The 17,444-nt window shown below is 61.9% G+C and carries 16 protein-coding genes; 12 read left to right on the forward strand and 4 right to left on the reverse strand.

Going from position 1 to position 17,444, the window contains the following annotated elements; translation table 11 throughout:
* Positions 1 to 181: 181 nt before the first annotated feature.
* The 12 genes from arnC (at position 182) to PSH59_RS13590 (ending at position 13,214) form a co-directional block, all read left to right on the forward strand.
* Positions 182 to 1,213: an undecaprenyl-phosphate 4-deoxy-4-formamido-L-arabinose transferase gene (gene arnC, locus PSH59_RS13535; protein WP_248081100.1), complete on the forward strand. Its 1,032-nt coding sequence runs from the start codon at positions 182 to 184 to the stop codon at positions 1,211 to 1,213.
* Positions 1,210 to 3,201, forward strand: a complete 1,992-nt coding sequence (gene arnA, locus PSH59_RS13540) for a bifunctional UDP-4-amino-4-deoxy-L-arabinose formyltransferase/UDP-glucuronic acid oxidase ArnA (RefSeq protein WP_305392899.1) — start codon at positions 1,210 to 1,212, stop codon at positions 3,199 to 3,201. The genes arnC and arnA overlap by 4 nt, the downstream gene beginning before the upstream one ends.
* Positions 3,201 to 4,085, forward strand: a complete 885-nt coding sequence (arnD, locus tag PSH59_RS13545; RefSeq protein ID WP_305392900.1) for a 4-deoxy-4-formamido-L-arabinose-phosphoundecaprenol deformylase — start codon at positions 3,201 to 3,203, stop codon at positions 4,083 to 4,085. The genes arnA and arnD overlap by 1 nt, the downstream gene beginning before the upstream one ends.
* Positions 4,082 to 5,737: a lipid IV(A) 4-amino-4-deoxy-L-arabinosyltransferase gene (arnT, locus tag PSH59_RS13550; protein WP_305392901.1), complete on the forward strand. Its 1,656-nt coding sequence runs from the start codon at positions 4,082 to 4,084 to the stop codon at positions 5,735 to 5,737. Before arnD ends, arnT begins: the two co-directional genes overlap by 4 nt.
* Positions 5,734 to 6,081, forward strand: a complete 348-nt coding sequence (arnE, locus tag PSH59_RS13555; RefSeq protein ID WP_248081092.1) for a 4-amino-4-deoxy-L-arabinose-phosphoundecaprenol flippase subunit ArnE — start codon at positions 5,734 to 5,736, stop codon at positions 6,079 to 6,081. The genes arnT and arnE overlap by 4 nt, the downstream gene beginning before the upstream one ends.
* A complete protein-coding gene (gene arnF, locus PSH59_RS13560; RefSeq protein WP_248081091.1) occupies positions 6,078 to 6,479 on the forward strand; it encodes a 4-amino-4-deoxy-L-arabinose-phosphoundecaprenol flippase subunit ArnF in 402 nt (133 codons plus the stop codon). The genes arnE and arnF overlap by 4 nt, the downstream gene beginning before the upstream one ends.
* Positions 6,476 to 7,855 carry a UDP-glucose/GDP-mannose dehydrogenase family protein gene (locus PSH59_RS13565; protein WP_248081089.1) on the forward strand — a complete coding sequence of 460 codons (1,380 nt, stop codon included), beginning with the start codon at positions 6,476 to 6,478 and terminating at the stop codon, positions 7,853 to 7,855. Before arnF ends, PSH59_RS13565 begins: the two co-directional genes overlap by 4 nt.
* 3 nt (positions 7,856 to 7,858) lie before the next feature.
* Positions 7,859 to 9,475, forward strand: a complete 1,617-nt coding sequence (locus tag PSH59_RS13570) for a glycosyltransferase family 39 protein (RefSeq protein ID WP_305392902.1) — start codon at positions 7,859 to 7,861, stop codon at positions 9,473 to 9,475.
* Between the two features lie 290 nt (positions 9,476 to 9,765).
* On the forward strand, positions 9,766 to 9,939 hold the full coding sequence (locus PSH59_RS13575; RefSeq protein WP_248081086.1) for a hypothetical protein: 174 nt from the start codon (positions 9,766 to 9,768) through the stop codon (positions 9,937 to 9,939).
* A gap of 164 nt (positions 9,940 to 10,103) precedes the next feature.
* On the forward strand, positions 10,104 to 10,814 hold the full coding sequence (locus PSH59_RS13580; RefSeq protein ID WP_305392903.1) for an HPP family protein: 711 nt from the start codon (positions 10,104 to 10,106) through the stop codon (positions 10,812 to 10,814).
* Positions 10,815 to 10,955: 141 nt separating this feature from the next.
* Positions 10,956 to 12,059 (forward strand): enoyl-CoA hydratase/isomerase family protein, encoded by a 1,104-nt coding sequence (locus PSH59_RS13585; protein ID WP_248081082.1) that lies wholly within the window; start codon positions 10,956 to 10,958, stop codon positions 12,057 to 12,059.
* Positions 12,060 to 12,062: 3 nt separating this feature from the next.
* Positions 12,063 to 13,214, forward strand: coding sequence for an acyl-CoA dehydrogenase family protein (locus PSH59_RS13590; protein ID WP_248081080.1), 1,152 nt, complete (start codon positions 12,063 to 12,065; stop codon positions 13,212 to 13,214).
* Positions 13,215 to 13,285: 71 nt separating this feature from the next.
* Here the strand turns inward: PSH59_RS13590 and PSH59_RS13595 are convergent, their stop codons facing one another.
* From PSH59_RS13595 to PSH59_RS13610, 4 genes are read right to left on the reverse strand one after another with little or no spacing between them, the layout of a single operon-like run.
* Positions 13,286 to 14,059 carry an enoyl-CoA hydratase gene (locus PSH59_RS13595; protein WP_305392904.1) on the reverse strand — a complete coding sequence of 258 codons (774 nt, stop codon included), beginning with the start codon at positions 14,057 to 14,059 and terminating at the stop codon, positions 13,286 to 13,288.
* An 11-nt stretch (positions 14,060 to 14,070) separates the two neighbouring features.
* A complete protein-coding gene (locus PSH59_RS13600; RefSeq protein ID WP_305392905.1) occupies positions 14,071 to 15,198 on the reverse strand; it encodes an acyl-CoA dehydrogenase in 1,128 nt (375 codons plus the stop codon).
* A gap of 12 nt (positions 15,199 to 15,210) precedes the next feature.
* Positions 15,211 to 16,395, reverse strand: a complete 1,185-nt coding sequence (locus tag PSH59_RS13605; RefSeq protein WP_248081075.1) for an acetyl-CoA C-acyltransferase — start codon at positions 16,393 to 16,395, stop codon at positions 15,211 to 15,213.
* A 12-nt stretch (positions 16,396 to 16,407) separates the two neighbouring features.
* Positions 16,408 to 17,175, reverse strand: coding sequence for an SDR family NAD(P)-dependent oxidoreductase (locus PSH59_RS13610; RefSeq protein WP_305392906.1), 768 nt, complete (start codon positions 17,173 to 17,175; stop codon positions 16,408 to 16,410).
* Positions 17,176 to 17,444: the final 269 nt, after the last annotated feature.

The raw sequence follows: 17,444 nt of genomic DNA on the forward strand, positions 1-17,444 counted from the left end.
GTACGACATTTTTACGCTTAATCTTAAACCCGGCAGTTCACGGTAAACCGCGCTTTAGCGAATAACCTATTGATTACGCTTCACCTTTAGCGCCGCCTTTGTCGTTGCGCGCTACCTGTTCGTCCAACGATTGCTGCTGTTTCAACGCGCCAAGTTGCTCTAACCCCGAGGTCATGAATCTTTGAAACCCTACCCTATTCATTGCGTGTCGATCGTTATCCCGGTCTACAACGAACAAGAAAGCCTGCCTGAATTGCTGCGTCGTACGATGGCAGCTTGCAAGTCACTGGCCTACGAATACGAAATCATCCTGGTGGATGACGGTAGCCGCGACAACAGCGCGCAAATGCTGGAAGACGCCGCCTCACAAGATGGCAGCAACGTGGTGGCGGTGATCCTCAACCGTAACTACGGCCAGCACGCAGCGATCATGGCCGGCTTCGAACAGTGCCGCGGCGACGTAGTGATTACCCTCGACGCCGACCTGCAAAACCCGCCGGAAGAAATCCCGCGCCTGGTCGAGCAAGCCGCCCTGGGCTACGACGTGGTGGCCACGGTACGCAACAACCGCCAGGACTCGGCGTTTCGCCGCTGGCCATCGCGCCTGATCAACCTGGCGGTGCAGCGCTCCACCGGGGTCGCCATGAGCGACTATGGCTGCATGCTGCGCGCCTACCGCCGCACCATCGTCGACGCCATGCTCGCCTGCCGCGAGCGCAGCACCTTTATTCCAATCCTGGCCAACGGTTTTGCGCGCCACACCACGGAAATCCTGGTGCACCACGCCGAACGCGAACACGGCGAATCGAAATACAGCGCCATGCGCCTGATCAGCCTGATGTTTGACCTGCTCACGTGCATGACCACCACGCCGCTGCGCCTGCTGTCGATCGTGGGCTTCAGCCTGGCCGCCCTCGGCATGCTGTTCGCCTTCGCGCTGATCATCCTACGCCTGGCGTTCGGCGCCGACTGGGCCGGCGACGGCTTGTTCGTGCTGTTCGCGGTGCTGTTCGTGTTCACCGGCGGCCAGTTCATCGGCATGGGCCTCTTGGGTGAATACCTGGGACGCATGTACAGCGATGTGCGCGCGCGCCCGCGCTTCTTTATCGAAAAAGTGCTGCGCAACACTCCGGCGGCACCGGCTCCCGTGGTCGTCGTTGACGGCCTTGCGTCCTCCCATACTTCCACTTCTGCCGATCAGGTTCAGTCATGAGTTCAAAAGCTGTTGTATTCGCGTACCACGATATTGGTTGTGCAGGCATCGAAGCGCTGCTCAATACCGGCTACGAAATTGCTGCCGTGTTCACCCATGCCGACGATCCGAAGGAAAACAACTTCTACGGCTCCGTCGCGCAACTGTGCGCCCGCAACGGGATCCCGGTGCATGCGCCCGAAGACGCCAACCACCCGCTGTGGATCGAGCGCATTGCCAAGCTGAACCCGGACTACCTCTTCTCGTTCTACTACCGCAACCTGCTCAGCGAGCCGCTGTTGGCCACCGCCAGCAAGGGCGCGTTCAACCTGCACGGCTCGTTGCTGCCTAAATACCGTGGTCGCGCGCCGGCCAACTGGGTGCTGGTCAATGGCGAGACCGAAACCGGCGTGACCCTGCACCGCATGGTCAAGCGCGCCGACGCCGGCGCAATCCTCGCCCAGCAAACAGTCACCATCGAGCGCAGCGACACCGGCCTGACCCTGCACGCCAAGCTGCGTGACGCGGCCAGCAACCTGCTGCGCGATGCATTGCCGCAACTGGCCCAAGGCAAGCTTTCCGAAACCGCCCAGGACGAAAGCCAGGCCACCTACTTTGGCCGCCGCACCGCCGCCGATGGCAAGCTGGACTGGAAACAACCGGCCGAAACCCTGTTCAACCTGGTCCGCGCCGTGACGCAACCCTACCCGGGTGCCTTCTGCGCCGTGGGTGAGCACAAGCTGATCGTGTGGCAGGCCGACGTGGTCAAGGGCAACGACGGCCTGGCGCCTGGCCGTGTGATCAGCGTCAACCCGTTGCGCATTGCCTGCGGCGAGGACTCCCTGGTGGTCCAGTTCGGCCAACGCAACGACAACGGCCTGTACCTGGCCGGCCCTTCGCTGGCCAATGAACTGGGCCTGGTGGACGGTTCGGTACTGCGCGGCGCCGAGTCCGGGCGCAAGCCACGTCGCACCCGCGTGCTGATTCTGGGGGTGAACGGCTTTATCGGTAACCACCTGTCAGAGCGTCTGCTGCGTGATGACCGTTACGAAGTGTATGGCCTGGATATCGGCTCCGACGCCATCGAGCGCCTGCGCAGCCACCCCAACTTCCATTACGTCGAAGGCGACATCAGCATCCACACCGAGTGGATCGAGTACCACATCAAGAAGTGCGACGTGGTTCTGCCGCTGGTGGCCATTGCCACGCCGATCGAATACACCCGCAACCCACTGCGTGTGTTCGAGCTGGACTTCGAAGAGAACCTCAAGCTGGTGCGCTACTGCGTCAAATACAACAAGCGCGTGATCTTCCCGTCGACGTCCGAAGTGTATGGCATGTGCCAGGACCAGTACTTCGACGAAGACACCTCCAACCTGGTGGTCGGCCCAGTCAACAAGCAGCGCTGGATCTACTCGGTCTCCAAGCAACTGCTGGACCGCGTGATCTGGGCCTACGGCGCCAAGGGCTTGAACTTCACCCTGTTCCGTCCATTCAACTGGATGGGCCCGCGCCTCGACCGCCTGGACTCGGCGCGCATCGGCAGCTCCCGTGCGATCACTCAACTGATCCTCAACCTGGTGGAAGGCACGCCGATCCGCCTGTTCGACGGCGGCGAGCAAAAACGCTGCTTCACCGACATCGCTGACGGCATCGAAGCCCTGGCACGCATCATCGATAACGACAACGATGCCTGCAACGGCCAGATCATCAACATCGGCAACCCGGAAAACGAAGCGAGCATCCGCCAACTGGGCGAAGAACTGCTGCGTCAGTTCGAAGCCCACCCGCTACGCGGCAACTTCCCGCCGTTCGCCGGTTTCCGCGACGTGGAAAGCAAGGCCTTCTACGGCACCGGGTACCAGGACGTGGCCCACCGCAAGCCAAGCATCGAAAACGCCAAGCGCCTGCTCAACTGGGAGCCGACCGTGGAAATGAGCGAGACCATCGGCAACACGCTGGACTTCTTCCTGCGCGAGGCCATGCTCGAAATCGCGGACAAGCACTGATGAAGGCAGGCTTGCGCATCGACGTCGACACCTACCGCGGCACCCGTGAAGGTGTGCCGCGGCTGCTTGAGACCCTGGATGAAGCTGGGGTCAAAGCGACGTTTTTCTTCAGCGTCGGCCCGGACAACATGGGGCGCCACTTGTGGCGCCTGATCCGCCCGCAGTTCCTGTGGAAGATGCTGCGTTCCAACGCGGCCGGCCTGTATGGCTGGGACATCCTGCTGGCCGGCACCGCCTGGCCAGGTAAACCGATCGGCCGCGACCTGGGGCATCTGATGCGCCAGGCCAAGGCTGCCGGGCACGAAGTCGGCCTGCACGCGTGGGACCACCACGGTTGGCAGGCCAACACCGGACGTTGGAGCGACGCACAACTGATCGAGCAGATCCGACGTGGCGTGGACACCCTCAGCGACATCCTGGGTGACCACGTCGACTGCTCGGCGGCCGCCGGTTGGCGCGCCGATGAGCGCGTGGTGCAAGCCAAGCAAGGTTTCAACTTTCGCTACAACAGCGATTGCCGGGGTACCAGCCTGTTTCGGCCGACATTGGCCGATGGCAGCGCCGGTACGCCACAAATTCCGGTGGACCTGCCGACCTTCGACGAAGTCGTTGGGCCGGTGGTGGCTGCCAAAGACTTCAACGGCTTCATTCTTGACCGATTCAGCGAATCGAAGCTCAACGTCTACACCATCCACGCAGAAGTCGAAGGGATTCTGATGGCCAATGACTTTCGCCAGTTGCTCGCCCAGGCAGGGCAGCGCGGCATCCACTTCCACCCCCTGGTCGACTTGCTGCCCACCGATCTCTCCACCCTGCCCCAGCAACAGCTGGTACGCGGCGCCCTCAGCGGCCGCGAAGGCTGGCTCGGCGTACAGCAAGCATGAGCCGGCGTTGGGCGTTGCCCCTGCTTCTGTTGGCGTTTGGCCTGTTCTACCTGGTGCCACTGGCCACCCACGGCCTGTGGATCCCGGACGAAACCCGCTACGCGCAAATCAGCCAGGAAATGCTGCTGACCGGCAAATGGGCGTCGCCGCACTTTATGGGCATTCGCTACTTTGAGAAGCCGGCCGCCGGTTACTGGATGATCGCGCTGGGCCAGGCGATCTTCGGCCAAAACCTGTTTGGCGTGCGCTTCGCCTCCGCCCTGAGTACCGGCTTGAGCATCTTGCTGGTGTATCTGGTATCGCGCCGGTTGTGGAATGACCCGCAAAAAAGCCTGATCAGCACCGTGCTGTACATGAGCTTTGTCAGTGTCGCGGCGCTGGGCGGGTACGCCAACCTTGACCCGCAGTTCACCTTTTGGGTCAACCTGACCGGCGTGGCCTTGTGGTTTTGCTTTGACTGCGCCACGCGCAACGGCCGTCTGGGCGCCTGGGCGTTGCTGGGGTTTGCCTGCGGCATGGGCTTTATGACCAAGGGCTTTCTCGCGTGGCTGCTGCCCGTGCTGATCGCCCTGCCCTATGCGATCTGGCAGAAGCGCTTTGTCGAGTTACTGGCGTATGGCGTGGTTGCCGTGGTGGTGGCGGTTGTCGTCAGCTTGCCCTGGGCGCTGGCCGTACACCTGCAGGAGCCGGACTATTGGAACTTCTTCTTCTGGCACGAGCATATCCAGCGCTTTGCCGGTGACGATGCCCAGCATGCAGAGCCCTTCTGGTATTACTTGCCGTTGCTGGTGGCGTTCTCGCTGCCGTGGATGGCGCTGCTGCCGTCTACCCTCAAACAGGCCTGGCTGGACAAGCGCAGTGCCAAGGTCGGCTTCGTCTTGCTGTGGCTGCTGATGCCCCTGGCCTTTTTCAGCCTGGCCAAAGGCAAACTGCCGTCCTACATCATGCCGTGCCTGTTGCCCCTGGCGTTGCTGATGGGCTCCACCCTCGCCGACAAGCTGGCCGCCGGCCGTGGTCGTGTCCTGCGTATCAACGGTGGGTTGAACCTGGCGATCGGTGTGCTGGCCCTGCTGGCGTTGACCTGGTTTCAACTCAAAAAGCCGGTCTACGTGCAGGGCCAGGAAACCCTGAGCCTGGTGCTGGTGTTCGCGTTCCTGTTCGGCTGGATCATCGCCAACCTGCTGCAAGCCGCACGGCCGTTGCACCTGTGGGCCGCGCCGGCGCTCGGCAGCTGGCTGATGGTCGCCCTGCTGCCAGCCGCGCTGCCGCACTCGGTGGTCTACAACAAGACCCCGGATCAATTCATCATCGACCATCTGCAGGAACTGCAACCGACCAGCGCATTGCTCAGCAATGACCTTGGCGCAGCGTCGGCCCTGTCCTGGCGCCTGCAACGCCCGGACGTGACCCTTTACAACACGATCGGCGAAGTCAAATACGGCCTCGCCTACCCGGATGCCGGTCACCACAAGGTGGACACCACCCAGGTACAGCAGTGGATGAGCGAGGCGCGCAAGAGAGGCCCGGTTGGCGTGGTGATGCGGGTCAAAGGTGACGACGAAATCGCCGAAGTGGCGTTGCTGCCTACTGACGGGCAGCGCTACGCGCAAGGCAACATCATGATTCTGATCTTCCCGCAGGTCTCACCATGATCACCCTGCTGCTGTTACTGAGCGCGTGCCTGTTGACCTGCATGGGCCAGGTCTCCCAGAAGTTCGCCGTGGAAAGCTGGCGTGACCTGCCCGACGGCTGGGCGCTGAAACTGCGCTCGCCGTGGCTGTGGGCCGCCTTGATCTGCCTGGGCCTGGGCTTGCTGGTATGGCTGCTGGTGTTACAGCGCCTGGAAGTGGGCATCGCCTACCCCATGCTCAGCCTGAACTTCGTGTTGGTCACCTTGGTGGCGCGGTTTGTCTTCCATGAGTCCATCGACCGTCGTCACTGGCTCGGCGTATTGCTGGTCATCGCCGGTGTCGTGCTGCTGGGACGCCAGGTATGAGCCGGGTTCAAGGCTTTGCGCTGGCCTTAAGCAGCGTTGGCTTGGTCAGTGCCGCCCAGTTGGGCATGCGCTGGAGCATGACGCGCTTGCCGCTGCCCCATGAATGGCTCAGCGCTCAGGTTGATTCTGGCGCCCTTGGCGTAGTGCTGCTGGCGATCTTCGCCTACGCCCTGTCGATGCTCTGCTGGCTCGGCGCGCTCAGGCACCTGCCCCTGGGGCGTGCCTATTCGCTGCTGAGCATCAGTTACGCCTTGGTGTACCTGCTGGCCGCCAGCCTGCCAGTGTTCAACGAACATTTTTCACTTTCTAAGAGCCTCGGGGTGGCGCTTGTCATCCTCGGCGTGCTGATCATCAACTCTCGTCGTGCTAGTGCCACAAGTCCCAGGAATGCCCCATGAAAATCAGTGTATTTGGTAGTGGTTACGTCGGCCTGGTGCAGGCCACCGTTTTGGCAGAAGTCGGTCACGATGTCATCTGCATGGACGTCGATCAGAACAAGGTCAAGCTGCTGCAGCAAGGCCATGTGAGTATCTTCGAGCCAGGGCTGGCCGCCATGGTCAAGGAAAACCTGGAAAGCGGGCGTCTGCATTTCACCTTTGATGAAAAGCTCGCCGTCGAGCACGGTGAGGTGCTGTTTATCGCCGTGGGCACGCCTTCGGACGAGGACGGCTCGGCCGACCTGAAATACGTGCTGTCCGTCGGCGACGCCGTGGCGCGCCACCGCATCGACCCGGTGATCCTGGTGGAGAAATCCACCGTGCCCGTCGGCACCGGCGATACCCTGCGGGCACATATCGAAAAAGCCCTGCGCGTGGCCGGCCGTCACCTGGAATTCGATATCGTCTCCAACCCGGAATTTCTCAAGGAAGGCTCGGCCGTTGCCGACTGTCGCCGTCCGGACCGCATCATCATCGGCTGCGAGCGCGAAGAAGTGCGCGAGGTGATGCGCGACCTCTATGCGCCTTTCAACCGCAACCATGACCGCATCATCTTCATGGACCTGCGCAGCGCCGAACTCACCAAGTATGCCGCCAACTGCATGCTGGCCACCAAGATCAGCTTTATCAACCAGATCGCTGAACTGGCCGAACACCTGGGCGCCGACATCGAAGCCGTGCGCCTGGGCATCGGTGCCGATTCGCGCATCGGTTACCACTTTATCTACCCCGGTTGCGGCTACGGCGGCTCGTGCTTTCCCAAGGACATGCGCGCCTTGATCCACAGCGCCAAGCAGGCCAACTGCTCCAGCGATCTGCTCGAAGCCGTGGAAGCGATCAACCAGCGCCAGAAGAGCAAGTTGTTCGAGCGCATCAACGCGTTCTTCAAGGGCAACCTGCGAGGCAAGACTTTCGCCCTGTGGGGCCTGGCGTTCAAGCCCAATACCGACGACATGCGCGACGCCCCCAGCCGCGTGCTGATGGAAGCTCTGTGGGCCGCCGGCGCTACGGTGCGCGCATTCGACCCGGAAGCCATGCAGGAAACCCAGCGCCTTTACGCCGAGGAAGCACGCCTGATGCTGATGGGCACCCCGGAGTCCACGTTGAATGGCGCTGACGCACTGATCGTCTGCACCGAATGGCAGCAATTCAAAGCGCCGGACTTCGACCTGATTCACCAGCGCCTTAAAACCCCGGTGATCTTCGATGGCCGCAACCTGTACGACGGCGAGCGCCTGGCGCGCAAAGGCTTCCAGTATTTCCCGATGGGCCGTGGCGATTCGTGCCAGTTGCCGATCCCGCAGCAACAGTGGTTGCCGCAGGTCGTGGAAGCCTGATACGTGAACAAGGTCCACACGCCCCTGCCTAGCGCCACGATCCGCCAGCAATCCCTTGCCCTGGGATTGCTGGCTTTGTTGCTGTTCATTGCCGGCAACTGGCACCAGGCGATTATCGGTTTCGACTCGCGCTTCGTGGTGTTTGCACAGGAGATGCTGCGCCATGGGCCGAGCTTTTTCCCCACCACCTATGGCCAGCCCTATGCCGATTACCTGGCCACCTCGACGCTGCTGACCTGGCTGCTCTCGATGCCGCTGGACCAGGTCACCAGCCTGACGGCCTGGCTGCCGACGGCGATAGCTTCAGCCACTATCGTCATCCTTGTGTATCGCCTGACAGCGCCCTACTCCCAGCGCTGGGGCGTGTTGAGCATTGCCACGCTGTTGCTGAGCAGCACTTTTATCAGCGAAACCCGTGCGGTGTCCCTGGACCAGATGCTCGCTGCCATCACCCTGGCGGTGTTCTACCTGGGTTACGCCCATGATCACTTTGGCGCGGACAAGCGCCTGCACTGGGTGTACCTGCTGCTGATCGCAGGGTTTGCGATTCGTGGGCCGATCGGCCTGGTTGTGCCGACCGGCGTACTGTGCAGTTATTACCTGATCAATCGCCAGTGGCGCCCGTTATTGAGCTTCGGTCTGCTGGCCCTGGCGTTGTTGATCGCCAGTGTCGGCCTGTTGCTGCTGATGGCCAAGCTCAGTGGCGGCGAGAGCTTCATGCAGGACGTGATCCGCATGCAGTTCCTCGGCCGCATGGACGGCAGCGAAGGCTCCAGTGGCGTGCTGTACTACTTCACCAGCTCGCTGGGCAATTACGCACTCGCCTACCCCATCGCCCTGATGGTGCTGTTGGCTATCGCCCTGGGTGGGCGGCGCACGCCGGACCCGGCCTTGCAACTGGTGCTGTATTGCGCCGCGGCTGGCGTACTGGTGATGCTCGGCCTGTCGATCCCCCAGGCAAAAAAAGCGCGCTATGTGCTGCCGATGCTGCCCATGGCAGCGATCATTGCGGCATACCCCTTCCAGGTGGTTCAGGGGCGAATGTTTGCCTGGCTGCGGGGTTTGATGCTGGGCCTGTGGGCGTTGCTGCCGGTCTTGCTGATCGCCGCGCTGTTGCTCGCCCGCCCCCGCTACCCCGAGCAGTTAAACCAGTTGGGCCTGGTGTTTGGTGTACTTGGACTGCTGCAGGGCCTGGTACTGCTGGCGTTGTTCATGCCTCGGTGGCGCTCGGTTGGTCCCGCATTAGCAGCGGTGCTGGCGGTGTGGGTCACCTATATCCTGGTGGTCGAACCGCTGGAGCGCAGCCTCTACGACACTCGTACCTTTACGCTGCGCGTTCACGAGGAGGTCATGCAGCAGCGGGCGCCGGTGGTTTTGCACGGGCTGGGTAAAGACGCCAAGGCCATCAAGTACATGGTCAACCTCGACTGCGACCACGTGCCCTTGTTCACCCAACAGGCCTCCGACCTGACGCCGCTGCAGGGCCCCGCCTGGCTGGTGATGAGCCAGGCGGACTTCGAGGCATTGAAGGACCCGCGTTTTGCCTCGATTAAGCCGACCCTGACGGGCGAATTCGACAAAAACCCCTACGTACTGCTGCACCTGGTTAAAAGTCCATAACCTGGAGTTCTGGGTACCGAAAACTCCTACGCAGCTATGCGTAAGGGCTGATGTCATTTCACTTTTCCGTGCGCGAAGCCCGACTGTAAACTCGATGGCCGGTGTGGTAAGCAATTACCGCCACGGGCCATGGATAACAACAAGGACGCTACGAACCGCAGCGACCACTGCGGCTCACTTCGCGAGAGGACAATGCCGTGCCAAAAGATGTTTCGCCTGATACTGAAAATCCCCAGGGCCACGATGAAGTGCACATAGGCTATCTCGCGATTCCACCGCTGGATCGCCTGATGACGCTACGCAATGCGCTGGTTGCGCTCAAAGGGCCGTTGGCCAGCGAACCCGGGGTGCAGGAAAACCTGCGCCGGCATGTGTTCAACCAGGAAACCGAGAACCGTGTGCTGGGCAAACGCGACGCACCTATGCCCTGCGCGCTGTGTTCACTTTCATTTGACACCCTTTAAATTCAGTTTTTTTGCATTTAATCCGCATTAATATGCATTGGCGCAGCTTTATCCGCCACGGCACACTGCGCGAGTTCCTCCCCCAAATGCAGGAACCTTCACAAGGCTTTTCCGGGTAACCAGACAAGCCTTTTTTTTGCCTGCCGTTTATGGATGTCCTTTCGATGCTCGCTCGCTGGTTACCCGCTGCTATCAATACCCGCCCAACCGAATGGAGCCGTGCTGCCATTGGCATGGCCCTGGGCACGCTGTTAAGTGTCTGGCTCTGCGCGCAGGTGTTCGGCATGGAGGTGGCACTGCACCTGCTCGGCCCGCTGGGCGCTTCTGCCGTGTTGTTGTTCGCGGTGTCATCGGGTGCCCTGGCACAACCCTGGTCGATCATCGGCAGTTACCTGTGCGCAGGCGTCGTCGCCCTGCTGGTGGCGCGGGTCCTCGGGCGCACCCTGGGCGCGGCCTGCCTGGCGGCGGGCATGTCGGTCGTGCTGATGTGCTGGCTGCGATGCTTGCACCCACCGGCCGGAGGGCTGGCCATGACCCTGGTGTTGGCCGACCCCGCCTCGGCCGCCCTGGGTTGGTACGAGTTGGGCGCGGTGCTGCTGGGGGCCGGCACCTTGCTCAGTTGCGCACTGGCTTACAACAATGCCACGCGCACTCGCTACCCCAAAGGTGCCGCTGAGACGCCGGCGCCCTTTTTGAACCACCGCAATGCGGCTCGAGATCCCGCCGTGACGGCCGCCGACCTGAAGTTGGCATTGGCCGAGATGGAGCAGTTTTACGATGTGGCCCCCACGGAACTCGAACAGTTGATTCACGCCGCCGAGACCCATGCACGCCGCCGCAGCATCGGTGAAGTGCTGGCAAGCCGGGTGCCTTGAGGCTGGCCCCTGCTCCCTGCATAAATGCAACAACGACCTGCATGATTCCGGGTTGTACTGGGCAAATTTGCACTGCTACGATCGTGAGATGGTTCGTCCGCGAACATCTTGATAAAGAACAATAAAAGCAGGGAGTTATCGATGACAGCTCAGGCTCCATCCGAAGCAAGCCATGCCGAGTCGCCCCAGGAAGAGATTCTGGCCGACGTTCGCAACCATATCGGGCACCTGACCCTCAATCGCCCCGCCGGTCTGAACGCCATCACCCTGAACATGGTCCGTCGCCTGACCCAACAATTGCAGGCGTGGTCGGACGACCCCACGGTGTACGCCGTGGTCCTGCGCGGCGCCGGTGAGAAAGCGTTCTGTGCCGGCGGTGATATTCGCTCGCTGTATGACAGTTTCAAGGCTGGCGACACGCTCCACGAAGACTTCTTTGTCGAGGAATATGCGCTCGACCTCGCCATTCACCATTATCCCAAGCCGGTGCTGGCCCTCATGGACGGGTTTGTCCTGGGCGGCGGCATGGGGCTGGTGCAAGGCGCGGATCTACGGGTTGTCACCGAGCGCAGCCGCCTGGCCATGCCGGAAGTGGCCATTGGTTACTTCCCCGACGTGGGCGGCAGCTACTTTCTGCCGCGCATTCCTGGGGAGCTGGGGATTTACCTGGGCGTGACCGGCGTGCAAATCCGCGCCGCCGACGCGCTGTATTGCGGTTTGGCCGACTGGTACCTCGAGAGCGCCAAACTGACCGATCTGGACCAACGGCTCGATAACCTCAGATGGCACGGCTCCCCGCTCAAAGACCTGCAAAGCATGCTCGCCAAGATTGGCGTACAACAATTGCCCGAACCGCCGCTGGCCGCCTTGCGTCCGGCGATCGACCACTTCTTCGCCCTGCCGGATATCCCGAGCATCGTCGAGCAGTTGCAGGCGGTCACCGTGGCCGACAGCCATGAATGGGCGCTTAACACCGCCCACCTGATGCAGACCCGCTCGCCCCTGGCCATGGCCGTCACCCTGCACATGCTGCGGCGTGGTCGCCGCCTGCCGTTGGAGCAGTGTTTTGCTCTTGAGCTGCACCTGGATCGTCAATGGTTCGAACGCGGCGACCTGATCGAAGGCGTGCGTGCGCTGATCATCGACAAAGACAAAAGCCCCCGCTGGAACCCGCCCACCCTGCACGGGTTGGCAGTCGCCCATGTGGAAAGCTTCTTCCAGAACTTCGCGCAGGTTGTGAGATAAATCATGCAAGATATTGAATATACTGAAGAACAAGTGATGATTCGCGACATGGCGCGCGACTTCGCCCGCGGTGAAATCGCCCCTTACGCCCAGGCCTGGGAAAAAGCCGGTTGGATCGACGACGCCCTGGTGGCGAAGATGGGCGAACTGGGGCTGCTGGGCATGGTGGTACCGGAAGAATGGGGCGGGACCTATGTTGATTACGTCGCCTACGCCCTGGCGGTGGAAGAGATATCTGCCGGTGACGGCGCCACGGGTGCGCTGATGAGTATCCATAATTCAGTGGGTTGCGGGCCAATCCTCAACTACGGCACAACAGAACAGAAGCAAACCTGGCTGGCGGACCTTGCCAGTGGCCAGGCAATCGGCTGCTTCTGCCTCACCGAGCCCCAGGCCGGTTCCGAAGCCCACAACCTGCGCACCCGTGCAGAGCTGCGGGACGGCCAGTGGGTGATCAATGGCGCCAAGCAATTTGTCAGCAACGGCAAGCGTGCCAAGCTCGCGATTGTATTTGCCGTGACCGATCCGGATCTGGGCAAGAAAGGCATTTCCGCGTTCCTCGTACCCACTCAAACCCCAGGTTTTGTGGTGGACCGTACTGAACACAAAATGGGCATTCGCGCCTCAGACACCTGCGCCGTCACCCTTAACCAGTGCACGGTTCCCGAAGCCAACCTGTTGGGCGAGCGCGGCAAAGGCCTGGCAATTGCGCTGTCCAATCTCGAAGGCGGCCGCATTGGCATTGCCGCCCAAGCCCTGGGTATCGCCCGTGCGGCGTTTGAAGCGGCGCTGGCCTACGCCCGTGACCGTGTGCAATTCGACAAGGCGATCATCGAGCATCAAAGCGTGGCCAACCTGCTGGCGGACATGCAAACCCGCTTGAACGCCGCCCGCTTACTGATCCTCCACGCAGCGCGCCTGCGCAGTGCCGGCAAGCCGTGTCTGTCGGAGGCATCCCAAGCCAAGCTGTTCGCCTCGGAGATGGCCGAGAAGGTCTGCTCCCAAGCCATGCAGATTCATGGCGGGTATGGGTACCTGGAAGATTATCCGGTGGAGCGTTACTACCGGGATGCACGGATCACGCAGATCTACGAAGGCACCAGCGAGATTCAGCGAATGGTGATTGCCCGCGAACTGAAAAACTACCAACTCTGACCGCCCCCCCCACAAACAACTGTGGGAGCGCATTGGCTCCCACAGTTGGTCGGCGGTATCAGTAAGCCGGTTTACCGGTCTTTGAACGCCGGCGCACGCTTGGCCACGAACGCGGCCATGCCTTCTTTCTGATCCTGCGTCGCAAACGCGGCATGGAACACCCGGCGCTCAAAGCGCACGCCTTCAGACAGGCTCACTTCAAAGGCACGGTTAACGCTTTCCTTGACCATCATGCTGATCGGCACCGATTTGCCGGCGATCAGACTGGCGACCTTCAGTGCTTCTTCCAACAGCTCATCGGCCGGCACGATACGCGCGACGATGCCACAGCGCTCGGCTTCAACCGCATCGATAAACCGCCCGGTCAGGCACATTTCCATGGCCTTGGCCTTGCCCACCGCACGGGTTAAACGCTGGGTACCGCCCATCCCGGGCAATACGCCGAGGTTGATTTCCGGCTGGCCGAACTTGGCCCCGTCGCCGGCCAGGATAAAGTCGCACATCAACGCCAGTTCGCAGCCGCCACCCAAGGCAAACCCGTTCACTGCGGCAATGATTGGCTTGCGGCGGTTGGCCACGCGGTCGCTGTCGCTGAACAGGTCGTCAAGGTAGATCTGCGGGTAGGTCAGTTCGGCCATTTCCTTGATGTCGGCGCCGGCGGCAAAGGCCTTCTTCGAGCCGGTCAGCACGATACAGCCGATCTGCGGATTGGCTTCCAGGTGGTCCAGCGCCTGGTTCAGCTCGCTGACCAGTTGCGCGTTCAAGGCATTGAGGGCTTGCGGACGATTCAGGGTAATCAACCCAACACGGTCCTGGACTTCGAGCAAGATGGTTTCATAACTCATGTATCGGCTCCTTATAGATTGCGTGAGATGACCATGCGCTGAATATCGCTGGTGCCTTCGTAAATCTGGCAGACCCGCACATCGCGATAGATCCGCTCCAGGGGAAAGTCGCTCAGATAACCGTAACCACCCAAGGTTTGCAAGGCGGCCGAACAGACTTTCTCGGCCATTTCCGAGGCGAACAGCTTGGCCATGGACGCTTCAACCAGCGCGGGCTTGCCGCTGTCGCGCAGGGCGGCGGCGTAGTGCACCATCTGGCGGGCCACGGCGATTTGCGTGGCCATATCGGCCAAACGAAATGCGACCGCCTGATGCTCCACCAGCGCCTTGCCGAAGGTTTCGCGCTCGCGGGCATAGTCGCGCGCGGCTTCAAAGGCAGCGCGCGCCATGCCCACCGCTTGCGAGGCGATACCCACACGGCCGCCTTCGAGGTTGGCCAGGGCGATCTTGTACCCTTCACCCTCTTCGCCCAAACGATTGGCCACCGGGACTTTCACGTCTTCAAACAGGATCTGGCAGGTATCCGAGGCGTGCTGGCCGAGCTTGTCCTCGACCCGCGCCACGCTGTAGCCCGGTGAGTCGGTGGGCACGATAAACGCGCTGATCCCGCGTTTGCCCGCGGCCGGGTCGGTAACGGCAAACACAATCACGACCCCGGCGTTTTGCCCGGAAGTGATGAACTGTTTGCAGCCGTTCAGCACATAGTGGTCGCCATCCAGGCGCGCACGGGTTTTCAGGCTGCTGGCATCGGAACCGGCCTGGGGCTCGGTCAGCGCAAAGGCACCGAGCATGGCGCCGCTGGCCAGGGGTGTGAGGAATTGGGCTTTCTGTTGCTCATTACCGAAGGTCAGGATCGGCACGCACCCCACAGAATTGTGCACGCTCATGATGGTCGAGCAGGCGCCATCACCGGCGGCAATCTCTTCCAGCGCCATGGCGTAGGCCAGGTAACCCGTGTCGCAGCCGCCCCACTGCTCCGGCACCAGCATGCCGAAAAAGCCCAGCTCAGCCATTTCGCCGATGGCCTCCCTGGGGAAACGGTGCTCGCGGTCCCACTCTGCCGCGAAGGGTTTCAGGCGCTCTTGGGAAAATTGCCGGGCGGCGTCGCTGATCTGCAGTTGTTCGTCATTTGGCAGCATGGTCGACAGTCCTTAATACACGCATTCAACGGCCATGGCCGTGGCTTCACCGCCGCCGATGCAGATGGCGGCGACCCCGCGCTGGAGGCCTTTCTGGCGTAACGCAGAGAGCAGCGTCACCAGGATCCTCGCGCCCGAGGCGCCAATCGGATGGCCCAAAGCGCAGGCTCCGCCGTGCACATTGACCTTGGCATGAGGGATCTCGAGCTTGCCCATGGTCACCAGACTGACCACGGCAAAGGCTTCGTTGATCTCGAACAGGTCGACGTCGGCCAGGTTCCAGCCGGTTTTGCTCATCAGCTTGCGAATGGCACCCACCGGTGCCACAGGGAACAGACCCGGCTCGTCGGCAAACGCCGCATGCCCGTGGATGATCGCCAACGGCTTGAGTCCTCGCTTAAGCGCCTCGGATTCGCGCATCAGCAGCAACGCGGCCGCACCGTCGGAAATCGAACTGGAGTTGGCCGCCGTCACCGTACCGCCTTCACGGAACGCCGGTTTCAGGCTGGGAATCTTGTCCAGCCGGGCCTTGGGCGGTTGCTCATCGTGCAGGACGGTTATCTGCTCTTTGCCCACCGTGACCTGCACCGGGACGATCTCGGCGGCAAAGTGACCATGGGTGATCGCCTCCTGGGCACGCGTCAGGGAAGTGATGGCGAACGCGTCCTGGGCCTCACGGGTAAAGCCGTTATGCGAGGCGCAGTCTTCGGCGAAGGTGCCCATCAGGCGGCCTTTGTCGTAGGCATCTTCCAGGCCGTCGAGGAACATATGGTCGAGCACGCGACCGTGGCCCATGCGGTAACCGCCACGGGCGCGATCCAGCAGGTACGGTGCGTTGGACATGCTCTCCATACCGCCGGCGATCACCACATCGACGCTGCCGGCCAGCAGTGAATCATGGGCCAGGATTGCGGCCTCCATGCCCGAGCCGCACATTTTGTTGAGCGTGGTGCAACGGGTCGACTTGTCCAGGCCGGCACCCAACGCCGCTTGCCGGGCGGGCGCCTGGCCCAGGCCGGCGGGCAGTACGCAACCGAACAGCACTTCATCCACGGCGTCGGGGGCGATACCGGCACGCTCGAGCGCGCCACGAATCGCGGCAGCGCCCAATTGCGGCGCGGTCAAACTTTTAAGGTCGCCCTGGAAACCGCCCATGGGCGTGCGCACGGCGCTGACGATAACGATGGGATCGTTCATGGGTAATGCTCCTTACTTGGCCGCCATGCGCAAGGCGCCGTCGAGACGGATCACCTCGCCGTTAAGCATGCTGTTTTCAATGATATGCCGCACCAGCGCGGCATATTCGGCCGGCTTGCCCAGGCGTGGCGGGAACGGCACACCGGCGGCGAGCGAATCGCGCACCTGCGGGGTCATGCCGGCCATCATCGGGGTTTCGAAGATGCCAGGGGCGATGGTCATCACCCGAATACCGAAGCGCGCCAGCTCACGCGCGGCCGGTAGGGTCAGGCTGGCGATCGCGCCTTTGGACGCGGCATACGCCGCCTGGCCGATCTGACCGTCAAATGCCGCCACCGAAGCGGTGTTGATGATCACACCCCGCTCGCCATCGGCATTCGCTTCGGTTTCGGCAATGGCCGCAGCCGCCAGGCGCAACAGGTTGAAGCTGCCGATCAGGTTGACGTTGATCACCTGGGCAAAACTCGCCAGCCCGTGGGGGCCGCTCTTGCCGAGGATTTTCTCGCCACGGACCACGCCTGCGCAGTTGACCAGCCCATGCAGGCCGCCAAACGCCGCTACAGTGGCGTGCACCGCCGCTTCAGCGGACGCCTCCTGGCTGATATCCGCGACAGCGCTGCGCGCGTTATCACCGAGCTGCCGAGCCTTGGCCGCCACCGCATCGGCGTTCAGGTCCACCAGCATGACCTTGGCACCCGCGGCGATCAGCATCTCAGCGGTGGCCGCACCGAGGCCCGATGCTGCGCCGCTGACCAGAAAAATCTTGTTTTCAATCTGCATGATTGTTTCCTTGAACGATGGAGCCCGTTACGGGCGTATGGGCGAAATAGTCGCTTCAGCGCCGCGCAGCAGCAATGGTCAAACCTTTCAACATGGCTGACTGCTTTGGCCAATTCCATCGGTAAAACCCAGCTATTCAAACCCCCGAGAGCCTGGCCGCCCTGGGCTAAAACAGCCTCCCAGCTGCCATGGCGCCGGTGGAGTGCGGGCTCGCGTGATGCGGGTTTGACACCTGCCGTGGTCTGACAGAAGCTGACGGCTTTGCAACC

Source organism: Pseudomonas sp. FP2309 (genome assembly GCF_030687575.1).
GTDB lineage: Bacteria > Pseudomonadota > Gammaproteobacteria > Pseudomonadales > Pseudomonadaceae > Aquipseudomonas.